The organism is Streptomyces sp. S6 (assembly GCF_054880855.1).
In genome coordinates this window covers 1-10,876 of the sequence record NZ_JBTYMC010000227.1, presented here as the reverse complement: position 1 = coordinate 10,876, position 10,876 = coordinate 1, and the positions used below count along the sequence as shown (strand labels likewise).

The window sequence follows — 10,876 nt, the reverse complement described above, 5'->3', positions numbered from 1 at the left end:
CCCCGACCCCACTCGCCCACCGCCCCCGGCCCCCGCGCCAGCCCTCACCCCCGCGCGCCCCTCAGCCCCCCGCCCACCCCACCCCCAACCCCCTTCCTCATCACATACCGACTGGTTAGTCTGTACCCCTCCCCCCGGCCGGAGAAGGCGGCGGGAGCAGCCGTGAGCCGTGTCGTGTCGAGGGAGACCCGATGGTGGAAGCCGTTCGAGGGGCCGGAGTTGTCGTGACCGGGGGCGGAGGGGGGATCGGCGCGGCGCTCGCGCGGCGGTTCGCCGCCGAGGGGGCGCGGGTTGTCGTGAATGATCTCGACGGCGCCAGGGCCAAGGCCGTCGCCGACGAGATCGGCGCGACCGCCGTCGCCGGGGACGCCTCCGTCGTCGTCGAGGAGGCGCGCGAGGCGCTCGGCGGCACCATCGACATCTACTGTGCGAACGCCGGGGTCCCCTCGGGCGGCTCGGAGTCGGCGCCGGAGGACGTCTGGGCGCTAGCCTGGGACGTCAACGTGATGGCGCACGTCCGCGCGGCCCAGGCGCTGCTCCCGGCGTGGCTGGAACGCGGCGAGGGCCGTTTCGTGTCGACCGTGTCGGCGGCCGGGCTGCTCACCATGATCGGCGCCGCCCCCTACAGCGTCACCAAGCACGGCGCCTACGCCTTCGCGGAGTGGCTCTCCCTGACCTATCGCCACCGCGGCCTCAAGGTCCACGCGATCTGCCCCCAGGGCGTGCGCACCGACATGCTGGAGGCGTCCGGCAGCGCGGGCGACCTGGTCCTGAAGCCGACCGCGATCGACCCCGAGGACGTCGCCGAGGCCCTCATGCGCGGCATCGAGGACGACCGCTTCCTGATCCTCCCGCACCCCGAGGTCGCCGGCTTCTACCAGGGCCGCGCCACCGACCCCGACGGCTGGCTCACCACCATGAACCGCCTCCAGCGCAAGTGGGAGGCCGCGCAGTGACGACCTACGCCGACCAGCCCTGGCTCGCCCTCCTGAACGACGCCCAGCGCGCCCCCGTCACCCCGCCCGTCTCGATGGTCCACGCCCTGCGCGACGCCGCCCGCACGGTCCCCGAGCGCACGTTCCTCACCTACTTCGACGGCCGCCTCAGCTACGCCGAGGTCGACGCCCTCACCGACTCCGTCGCCGCCCACCTCGCCGACCGCGGCCTCGCGCACGGCGAACGGGTCGCCGTCGTCCTCCAGAACTCCCCGCACTTCGTCATCGCCCTGCTCGGTGCCTGGAAGGCCGGCGCGATCGTCGTCCCCGTCAACCCGATGTACAAGTCGGGCGAGATCACGCACGTCCTGCGGGACGCCGAGGTCGCGGTGCTGATCTGCACCGACCGCGCGTGGGAGGCGTATCTGAGGGAGACGGCGGCGGACTCGCCGGTCCGGTTCGCCCTCACGGCGAGTGAGTTGGATTTCCAAACTCGCGACGACGCGCGCGTGCTGAACTTCGAGCCGCGCCCCGCAGACGACGCGGACGACCTCGTCGAGGTCGCCCGGCGCGGCGGCGAGGCCCCCGGTGGGCGCACACTCACCCCCGACGGCATCGGCCTGATCAGCTACACCTCCGGCACCAGCGGCACCCCCAAGGGCGCCACCAACACGCACGCCAACCTGATGGCCAACGCAGGCCGGCAGCGCGCCTGGCTGAACCTGCCCGACGCACCCGTGTACTACGCCCTGGCCCCCCTGTTCCACATCACCGGCATGGTCTGCGAACTCGGCGCCTGCCTCGACAGCGCGGGCACCCTCGTCCTGACGTACCGCTTCGAACCCGGCGTCGTCCTCGACGCGTTCGCCGAGCACCGCCCGCACTACACCGTCGGCCCCTCCACGGCGTTCATGGCCCTCGCCGCGCACCCCGGGGCGACCCCGGACCACTTCGCGTCGTTCGCGACCATCAGCTCGGGCGGCGCACCGGTGCCCCCGGCCCTGGTCGAGAAGTTCCGCGCGGGCTTCGGACCGTACATCCGCAACGGCTACGGCCTCACCGAGTGCACGGCCCCCTGCGCCTCCGTGCCGCCCCAGCACGAGGCACCCGTCGACCCGGTCTCCGGAACGCTCGCCGTCGGCCTGCCGGACGCCGACACCGTCGTCCGCATCCTCGACGACGAGGGCGCCGAGGTGCCGTTCGGGGAGCAGGGGGAGATCGTCGTGCGCGGGCCGCAGGTCGTGCCGGGGTACTGGCGGCGGCCCGAGGCGACCGCGGAGACGTTCCCCGGCGGGGAACTGCGCACCGGGGACATCGGGTTCATGGACGAACAGGGCTGGCTGTACGTCGTCGACCGCAAGAAGGACATGATCAACGCGTCCGGGTTCAAGGTGTGGCCGCGCGAGGTCGAAGACGTCCTGTACACGCATCCGGCGGTGCGCGAGGCGGCCGTCGTGGGCGTGCCCGACGGGTACCGCGGCGAGACCGTACGGGCCTACATCAGCCTGCGCCCCGGCGCCGACACCACCCCCGACGACCTGGCCGGTTACTGCAAGGAGAGACTGGCCGCCTACAAATACCCGAGGCAGGTGGAGATCCTGCCCGACCTCCCCAAGACGGCAAGTGGGAAGATCCTGCGTCGGGAACTGCGTTCCCGCACCACGGACAACGACTGACCTCCAGGAAAGGCAGGTGGCGGCAGTGCCCAGGACGACGGACGGCGGCGGTACGCCCGTCCCCCAGCGGCTCCTAGCCGCCGCCACCCGGCTCTTCGCTGAGCGGGGTTACGACCGCACCTCGGTCCAGGAGATCGTCGAGGCGGCCGGCGTCACCAAAGGCGCCCTCTACCACTACTTCGGCTCCAAGGACGACCTCCTCCACGAGGTCTACGCGCGCGTGCTGCGCGTCCAGCAGGAACGCCTGGACGCCTTCGCGAACGCCGACGAGCCGATCGAGCAGCGCCTGCGCGGGGCGGCGGCCGACGTCGTCGTCACGACCATCGCGAACCTCGACGACGCCGCGATCTTCTTCCGCTCGATGCACCACCTGAGCCCCGAGAAGTACAAGCAGGTCCGCGCGGAGCGCCGGCACTACCACGAGCGGTTCCGCGCGCTGGTGGAGGAGGGCCAGGAGGCGGGCGTCTTCTCCAAGGCGACCCCGGCCGACCTGGTCGTCGACTACCACTTCGGTTCGGTCCACCACCTGCCGACGTGGTACCGGGCGGGCGGCAGCCTCACCCCCCAGGAGGTCGCCGACCACCTGGCGGACCTGCTGCTGAGGGCGCTGCGGCCCTGACAGAGCACATGTGTAAGGGGTGGTCGCCATGGACGACCACCCCTTACACGCGTATCCCTACGCGTACTTCTTCAGCTCCCGTCGCGCCAGCGACCGCTGGTGCACCTCGTCCGGCCCGTCCGCGATCATCAGCGTGCGCGCGCCCGCGTACAGCTCGGCGAGCAGGAAGTCCTGGCTCAGCCCGCCCGCGCCGTGCAGCTGGATCGCCCGGTCGATGATGTCGACGACCGCGCGGGGCGTCGCGATCTTGATCGCCTGGATCTCCGAGTGCGCGCCCCGGTTGCCGACGGTGTCCATCAGCCACGCCGTCTTCAGCACGAGGAGCCGGAGCTGCTCGACCGTCACGCGCGCGTCGGCGATCCAGTTGTGGACGACGCCCTGCTGGGCGAGCGCCTTCCCGAACGCCTCCCGGGAGACCGCCCGGCGGCACATCAGCTCGATGGCGCGCTCGGCCATCCCGATGAGCCGCATGCAGTGGTGGATCCGGCCGGGACCCAGCCGCGCCTGGGCGATCGCGAACCCGCCGCCCTCCTCACCGATCAGGTTCGAGGCAGGCACGCGCGCGTGGTCGAAGATCACCTCGGCGTGACCGCCGTGGTAGTGGTCCTCGTACCCGAACACCTTCATGGCCCGCTTGACCGTCACCCCCGGCGTGTCGCGCGGCACGAGGATCATCGACTGCTGGCGCCGGATGTCAGGACCGTCCGGATCGGTCTTGCCCATCACGACGAAGATCTTGCAGTCCGGGTTCATCGCCCCGGAGATGTACCACTTGCGGCCCGTGACCAGGTAGTCGTCGCCGTCCCGCTCGATGAACGTCGTGATGTTCGTGGCGTCCGAGGAGGCCACCTCCGGCTCGGTCATCGCGAACGCGGAGCGGATCTCACCGGCGAGCAGCGGCTCCAGCCACTGCTTCTTCTGCGCCTCGTCCCCGAACTGCGCCAGGACCTCCATGTTGCCCGTGTCCGGCGCCGAACAGTTCAGGACGGTCGGCGCGAGCTGCGGGGAGCGCCCGGTGATCTCGGCGAGCGGCGCGTACTGGAGGTTCGTGAGGCCGGCGCCGTACTCCTCGTCGGGCAGGAAGAGGTTCCACAGGCCTTGCCTGCGCGCCTCGGCCTTCAGCTCGTCCACGACGGCCGGGGTGTCCCACGGGGACGCCAGAGCGGCGCGCTGCTCCTCCGCGAGGGTCTCCGCCGGGTAGACGTGCTCGTCCATGAAGGCGAGCAGCCGCCCGCGCAGTTCCTCCGTGCGCGCGTCGAACGCGAAGTCCATGCCGGTCAGCCTTCCTGGAGAGTGGTCAGTCCGTGCTCGATGAAGACGGGGACGAGCTCGCCGATCCGGTCGAAGCCCCGCCCGACCGTCTGGCCGAGGGTGTAGCGGTAGTGGATGCCTTCGAGGATCACGGCGAGCTTGAACCAGGCGAACGCCGTGTACCAGGACACGTCCGAGACGTCCCGCCCGGAGCGCCGCGCGTACCGCTCGACCAGCTCGGCGGGGGAGGGGTGCCCGGGGGCCGCCGCAGTCGTCGAGACCGGCGAGTCGGGCATCTCCAGGGGCACGCTGTACATCACCAGGAGGCCCAGATCGGTCAGCGGATCGCCGAGAGTGGACATCTCCCAGTCGAGAACCGCCTCGATCCGGTCGTCCGGTCCGATGAGCACATTGTCGAGCCGGTAGTCGCCGTGCACGATCGCCGGTTCCGGGGAGTGCGGCAGGTTCCGGCCGAGTGTCGCGTGCAGCTCGTCGATGCCCGCCAGCTCGCGGTTGCGGGAGGCGTCGAGCTGCTTGCCCCAGCGCCGCAACTGGCGGTCCAGGAAGCCCTCGGGGCGCCCGAAGTCGGCGAGACCGACCTCCGCCGGGTCCACCTCGTGCAGTTCGACGAGCGTGTCCACCAGCGACAGCACCGCGCCCCGCGTCCGCTCGGGACCGAGCGCGGCCAGCTCCTCGGCGGTGCGGTACGGCGTCCCCTCGACGAACTCCATGACGTAGAACGGCGCCCCCAGCACCTCCTCGTCCTCGCACAGCAGCACCGGACCCGGCACCGGCACGGCCGTCTCGTGGTGCAGCGCGTCGATCACCCGGTGCTCGCGCCGCATGTCGTGCGCGGTGGCCAGCACGTGTCCGAGCGGGGGCCGCCGCACGACCAGCTTCCGCGCGCCGTCGGACACGGTGTACGTCAGGTTCGAGCGCCCGCCCTCGATCAGCCGCCCCGTCAGCGGTCCCGTGACCAGGCCGGGCGCCTCGCGCTCCAGCAGGGCGCTCAGCCGGTCGAGGTCGAGCCCGGGGGGATGATCGGTGCTCATGGGCGCTCCTGACTGCGTACGGCGGTGGACGTGCGTCACATGATGCCGACCGGTCGGTATGCCGTCCAGTGCGGGACGCCGAAGTGACCTGGGCCACCCTAGGGGTACGGCATGGCAGCGGCTCCCCGCGGGGTGTCGCGGGGAGCCGTGAGGAGCGTTTTCCGGCCGCTCCGTGCCGTCTGCCGGTGCCGTGTGTCAGTGGTCGTCGTAGTGGCCGTCGTGCTCGGCGTGGCGGTGGCCGTCGTGCAGGTAGTCCACGTGGTCGCCGTGCCGCACGCGCGCGTGGCCGCAGGTTTCGCCGTGCCGGTGGTCGTGACCGGCGTGCGTCACGTGGTCGCCGGGCTCGCACTCGTCCCAGTGGCCGTCGTGCGCGCGGTGGAGGTGGCCGTCGTGCGCGTAGTCGACGTGGTCGCCGTGCGGGACCTCGGGGTGGCCGCAGTCGGGGCCGTGCGTGTGGGAGTGGGTCGGGTGTTCCTGGTGCAGGACGCTCATGACCTCAGACTGCCACGCAAACGGCCCATATGGCACATATCGGTCCACTCGGCTTGCGTGGCGCGAGGTCAGCCCGGAGTGTCGGAGGAATGAAGGCCATCAGCTACAGCCGGTACGGCGGACCCGAGGTGTTCGAGTACGGCGAGGTCCGCGATCCGAAGGTCGGCCCCGACTCGGTACTGGTCAAGGTGCGGGCCGCCGCCGTCAACCCCGTCGACTGGAAGGCCCGCGAGGGATACCTCGACGGGATCATCGACTCGGTGTTCCCGGTCATCCCGGGCTGGGACGTCTCCGGTGTCGTCGTCCAGCCGGGCGTCTCCGTCACCGAGTACGCCGTCGGGGACGAGGTCATCGGCTACGTCCGGGAGGACTTCCTCTCCCGGGGCACCTTCGCCGAGTACGTCGCCGCGCCCGTACGCACGCTCGCCCGCAAACCGCGCAACCTCTCCTTCGAGGAGGCGGCGGGCCTCCCCCTCGCCGGCCTCACGGCCTACCAGGGCCTCGTCCACGCGCTCTCCGTCCGGCGCGGCGAGACCATCCTCGTCCACGCCGCCGCGGGCGGTGTGGGGTCCCTCGCCGTCCAGATCGGACGTCACCTGGGGTGCCGGGTCCTCGGGACCGCCAGCGAACGCAACCACGACTTCGTCCGCTCCCTCGGGGGTGAACCCGTCACGTACGGGGAAGGGCTCGTCGACCGCATTCGCGGGCTCGCTCCCGAAGGGGTCGACGCGGCGTTCGACACGGTCGGGGGAGACGCCCTGAAAGCCTCCGTCAACGTGCTGACGCCGGAGGGCCGTCTCGCGTCCATCGCCGACGGGGACGTCCTCGGCTACGGCGGGCGCTACTTCTGGGTCCGGCCCGACGCGCAGGACCTCACCCGGCTCGCCGAACTCGTCGAGCAGGGGGCCGTGTCCGTGCACGTCTCCGAGACGTTTCCGCTGGAGAGGGCGGCGGAGGCGTACCGGCTGAATGAGGAGGGGCGGACCCGGGGGAAGATCGTGGTGACGGTGGAGTGGGAGGCGGAGGGGGGCTCCTGAGGGGGCTCGGATCTCGCGGGGCCCCGGATGTCGCGGGGCCCCGCGGTCACGTCACCACCAGGGCCGCCGCACACACCGCCGTGGCGACCGTGCACAGCACCGCCGCAGTGGCCAGGCGGGGAGACAGCACCGGCGGGTGGGGGCCGGCGGCGAGGGTGACTATCCGGCGGTGGGCGACCGCCAGCAGGGCCAGCCACAGACCACCGCACACCGCACACACGGCCACCCCGGTGGGGGAGGGACCCTCACGCAGCGCGGTCTTCACCGCGAGGACGGCGACGACGGTCCCCGCGAGCGTGGTGCGGCGCCAGGCCAGACGGGTGCGCTCGGGCTGGAGACCGGGGTCGCGGGCGTCGGGGTCGTGGGGGGTGGGGACGACGCCGGCGTCGTCGTCGGCGCCGTCCGCCCCGGTCACCCGTTCCACCCCAGAAGAACGACCACCACCATCGCCACCGCGACCACCGCGACCACCAGACTCAGCACCGCGGGAAAACGGGACGCCGGCAGATCCTCACCCCTGCGCATGGCCCGCTCGCACCGCACCCAATGATTCAGCGCCCGCACAGCACACAGCACACCCGCGACGAGCAGCGCGAGAGCGAGTCCGACACGCCACCCCCAGCGGAGGTCGGGAAGAAACTGATCAACCGCGAAACCACCGCCCACAAGGGCCATGGCCGTGCGCAACCACGCCAGAAACGTACGTTCATTGGCGAGGGAGAACCGATAGTCCGGCGTCTTCCCCTCCTCGCGCACCAACTCGGGCGCGAACCACAGGCGGACGTTCCGAACAAAATCGATCACGTGCAGGACCCTACCGGGCGGGCGCGGGGGGGCGCTGTCAGTGGGGCCCGTTACGGTCGGACACATGGAGGTCCCCACGCCGCTCACCGGCTACGCGCACCCCGGCCACGGCATAGCCCCGGCCGAACACCACCTCGCCCTGCCCGGCTTCTGGCCCGCCTACCTCGCCACCTCCCACCAGGACATCGAGGAGTTCGGCGCGGACCCGGCGGACGTGGACGCCGCGTGCGAGGCGCTGTACGACGCGACGGAGACCTGGCCGACGTACCGGCTCCCCCTGCCGCAGGGCCGGACGGTATGGATCGTGCTGGCCAACCTCCCGGACGACCCCGGCGTCGACTACGTCCTCACGGACCCCACCCACCCCGCACCCCGGACACTGACCTCGGCCGAAGGCCCCTTCACCACCCCGGCGCTGCCGTGGCCGGACCTCCTGGCCGTCGTGGGCGCGGTACCGGAAGCGGCGCCGGGAGTCACTCCCGGGGACGACGACGGCGTCCGCGACCCGGATCACCGGCTGCTCCTGCTGCTCCCCGCGTACAGCGACCCCGCACCCCCGGACGACGCCCTGGACCGCGTGACCACCGCCCTCCTCAAGACCGGCGTCCCCCACGCGACCGCCCCCGCCCTGGCCGAGCGCCTCCTCGACACCGGCACCACCTGGGACGCCTCGGGAACCACCCCCCTCAGCGGCGCCGGAATTCCTTGAGCCGCTCATGGGCGGCCACCCCGTCCGGCACCCACGCCCACTCCGCGAGCCGCTCCTCGACCTCCGCCTCGGACAGGAACGCGTACCACTCCACCTCCTCGACCTGGGGTGACACCGGCAGCTCGCACCGCACCTCGTACACGGCCGACCACCAGCTCTGCCCCGCCCCGTTCTCGTACAGGAACTTGAACAGGAACTCCGGCTGAGGCAGCCCGCTCACCCCCAACTCCTCCTCGGCCTCCCGCAACGCCGCCTCGTCGTACGCCTCCCCGGCTCCGACGACCCCGCCGACGAACATGTCGTAGAGCGAGGGGAACATCAGCTTGGTGGGGGTGCGCCGGTGCACGAACAGCCGCCCCTGGGCGTCCCGGGCCTGGATGAACACGCAGCGGTGCCGAAGGCCGAGGGCGTACGCCTCTCCGCGTGGGGACTGCCCGATGACGTTGTCGGATTCATCGACGATGTCGAGGATCTCGTCGGCAGCACTCAAGGTGACCTCTCTTCGCCAGGGCCGTCCGCGCGCCTGAGGGGCGCGACCAGGCACAGAACAATGCCGTACCCGCGAGACGGCCTGAAGAAGCACCCCGCCGGACCCCTCACGGAGGAATCCCTCACCGAGGCTGAAGATCCCGCACAGCCTCCCCCACCGCCACCCCGCGCGGCATGGCCGGATGCAACCCCAGCAGCACGATCCCCACGACGATCGCGGCCAGTCCGACGGCCTCCCAGGCGAGCGCCCCCGTGTCCGTCCGCAACCGGTCCCCCAGGAACCCGACCCCGCAGATGATCCCGGCGATGGGCTGCGCGGCGGTCAGCGCGGGCAGGGACATCCGCAGCGGTGCCGTCTCGAACGCGCTCTGCACGAGCACCAGCCCGGTCACCCCGAGCGCCAGCACCCCGTACGGCTGCCACCCCGTGACCAGCTCGGCGAGCCCCCCGGAGGTGAACCGCTCCCCGCTGACCCGCGTCAACGCGTCCTGGACGCCGTAGAGCAGCCCCGCGGCCAGCGCCAGCAGCACCGGCCCCGAACTCAGCCGGGACCGCTTCGCGTACGTCGTCAGCAGCAGCGCGAGCCCGACCATCGCGCCGATGATCAGCCAGTGCCGCAGCGGATCGCTCACCGCGTGCCCGCCGCGCGGCTCACCGGCGACGATGAACGCGGTCACCCCGCCCGCGAGCAGCGCGAGCCCGGCCCACCCCTGCCGCCCGAGGGACTGCCGGGTGCAGCGGCGGGAGAGGGCGAGCGCGAAGAGGAGGTTCGTCGCGAGGAGCGGCTCGACGAGGGACACCTCGCCCCGCCCGAGCGCGACCGCGCCCAGCACCATCCCGGCGATCATCAGCCCGAGCCCGCCGAGCCAGCGCGGCACCCGCACGAGGTCGAGCAGCAGCCGGGGCGAGAGGAAGTCGCCGAGCGGTGCCTGCTGCGCGGCCTGCTGCTGGAGCACGAACCCGAAGCCCAGACAGCAGGCGGCGCTCACGGCGAGAGTCAGAACCAGAACCGACACGCTGCGTACCTCGATGATCGTCCGGTCGGGCCACGGTTGTCGTGGGCCGACTGTAGCGCCGAAGGGCTACGACCGTTCCCGGGATGCGCGGAACGACCCCTACGGGTACCCCGGGGCGGGGGTCCGACGCCGGCCGTGACCCCACCCGGAAGCAACGCGATGCAAAGCGCACGGGGGAGTACGGCCGTACCGACATCGTGAGCCGCGCGGCCCCGACGCGCCATGGCGTACGCCACACCCCCGTCACGTTCACGCCACACACTCCCTGTGTGCCACACGCCCCGCAGAGCCCCGACCAGCCCTCCCACCTCGCCGATCGCCTCACCAAGTCCCTTGTTCCGGCAGCCACTTGATACGTGTCATGTTCCCCCGGCCCTTGACGCTGGCCACTGCCTAGGGCTTTGCTGTGCGTGATCGGTCGATCGCAGGCCGACGGCAACCCGTGTCGCGCCAGGAGGACGAGGAAATCCCGCGGTGCCCCCACCCCCGCCCTCCCCGGTTCCCGGTCGCGAATGCGAGCCCCGAACCCTCGACGCCACCCTCGACGACGCCGAACTCGGCGTCGCCCGCGCCGCGTTGGCGCAGGGCCGCAGACAAGCGGCCGGCACCCTCCTCGCCCGCACCGGCGACGACTGGGACCGCCGGGGCCACCGCGTCGCCACCCTCGCCCTGGAACCGCGGGCCGCCTCCCTCGCCACGGAGTGGCTGACCGCCGAACCGGACAACGCGGACGCCGCGACCCTCCTCGCCCTGTCCCTCGTCCGCCGCACCCTGCGCAGCGGGACCCGCGCCGCCG

12 protein-coding genes and 1 pseudogene are annotated in these 10,876 nt (G+C 72.1%); 6 read left to right on the top strand and 7 right to left on the bottom strand.

What is annotated here, in order from left to right:
* Positions 1–191: 191 nt before the first annotated feature.
* The 3 genes from ACVNF4_RS25620 to ACVNF4_RS25610 are packed head-to-tail and all read left to right on the top strand — an operon-like array spanning position 192 to position 3,230.
* A complete protein-coding gene (locus ACVNF4_RS25620; RefSeq protein ID WP_461805231.1) occupies positions 192–956 on the top strand; it encodes an SDR family oxidoreductase in 765 nt (254 codons plus the stop codon).
* The gene (locus ACVNF4_RS25615; protein WP_461805230.1) at positions 953–2,611 is read left to right on the top strand and encodes a class I adenylate-forming enzyme family protein; all 1,659 of its coding nucleotides are present in this window, start codon (positions 953–955) and stop codon (positions 2,609–2,611) included. The genes ACVNF4_RS25620 and ACVNF4_RS25615 overlap by 4 nt, the downstream gene beginning before the upstream one ends.
* 25 nt (positions 2,612–2,636) lie before the next feature.
* Positions 2,637–3,230: a TetR/AcrR family transcriptional regulator gene (locus tag ACVNF4_RS25610; protein WP_461805232.1), complete on the top strand. Its 594-nt coding sequence runs from the start codon at positions 2,637–2,639 to the stop codon at positions 3,228–3,230.
* A gap of 57 nt (positions 3,231–3,287) precedes the next feature.
* On the opposite strand, the gene ACVNF4_RS25605 is transcribed toward ACVNF4_RS25610, so the two are convergent.
* The 3 genes from ACVNF4_RS25605 to ACVNF4_RS25595 form a co-directional block, all read right to left on the bottom strand.
* Positions 3,288–4,502 (bottom strand): acyl-CoA dehydrogenase family protein, encoded by a 1,215-nt coding sequence (locus ACVNF4_RS25605; RefSeq protein WP_461805229.1) that lies wholly within the window; start codon positions 4,500–4,502, stop codon positions 3,288–3,290.
* 5 nt (positions 4,503–4,507) lie between these two features.
* Positions 4,508–5,533 carry a phosphotransferase family protein gene (locus ACVNF4_RS25600; RefSeq protein WP_461805228.1) on the bottom strand — a complete coding sequence of 342 codons (1,026 nt, stop codon included), beginning with the start codon at positions 5,531–5,533 and terminating at the stop codon, positions 4,508–4,510.
* 195 nt (positions 5,534–5,728) lie between these two features.
* On the bottom strand, positions 5,729–6,025 hold the full coding sequence (locus ACVNF4_RS25595; protein ID WP_461805227.1) for a hypothetical protein: 297 nt from the start codon (positions 6,023–6,025) through the stop codon (positions 5,729–5,731).
* Positions 6,026–6,114: 89 nt separating this feature from the next.
* Between ACVNF4_RS25595 and ACVNF4_RS25590 the strand changes: the two genes are divergently transcribed.
* Positions 6,115–7,062 (top strand): NADP-dependent oxidoreductase, encoded by a 948-nt coding sequence (locus ACVNF4_RS25590; RefSeq protein ID WP_461805226.1) that lies wholly within the window; start codon positions 6,115–6,117, stop codon positions 7,060–7,062.
* 46 nt (positions 7,063–7,108) lie between these two features.
* Here the strand turns inward: ACVNF4_RS25590 and ACVNF4_RS25585 are convergent, their stop codons facing one another.
* On the bottom strand, positions 7,109–7,477 hold the full coding sequence (locus ACVNF4_RS25585) for a DUF202 domain-containing protein (protein ID WP_461805225.1): 369 nt from the start codon (positions 7,475–7,477) through the stop codon (positions 7,109–7,111).
* The gene (locus tag ACVNF4_RS25580; RefSeq protein WP_461805224.1) at positions 7,474–7,866 is read right to left on the bottom strand and encodes a YidH family protein; all 393 of its coding nucleotides are present in this window, start codon (positions 7,864–7,866) and stop codon (positions 7,474–7,476) included. Before ACVNF4_RS25580 ends, ACVNF4_RS25585 begins: the two co-directional genes overlap by 4 nt.
* Positions 7,867–7,930: 64 nt before the next feature.
* Here ACVNF4_RS25580 and ACVNF4_RS25575 point away from each other — a divergent pair, with 64 nt between their 5' ends.
* Positions 7,931–8,575: a hypothetical protein gene (locus ACVNF4_RS25575; RefSeq protein WP_461805223.1), complete on the top strand. Its 645-nt coding sequence runs from the start codon at positions 7,931–7,933 to the stop codon at positions 8,573–8,575.
* Here ACVNF4_RS25575 and ACVNF4_RS25570 read toward each other — a convergent pair.
* A complete protein-coding gene (locus ACVNF4_RS25570; protein WP_461805222.1) occupies positions 8,553–9,065 on the bottom strand; it encodes an NUDIX domain-containing protein in 513 nt (170 codons plus the stop codon). The genes ACVNF4_RS25575 and ACVNF4_RS25570 overlap by 23 nt on opposite strands.
* A gap of 121 nt (positions 9,066–9,186) precedes the next feature.
* A complete protein-coding gene (locus ACVNF4_RS25565; RefSeq protein WP_461805221.1) occupies positions 9,187–10,080 on the bottom strand; it encodes a DMT family transporter in 894 nt (297 codons plus the stop codon).
* A gap of 474 nt (positions 10,081–10,554) precedes the next feature.
* On the opposite strand from ACVNF4_RS25565, the pseudogene ACVNF4_RS25560 reads away from it, so the two are divergent.
* Positions 10,555–10,876, top strand: a pseudogene (locus ACVNF4_RS25560) (hypothetical protein); the annotation flags it as partial.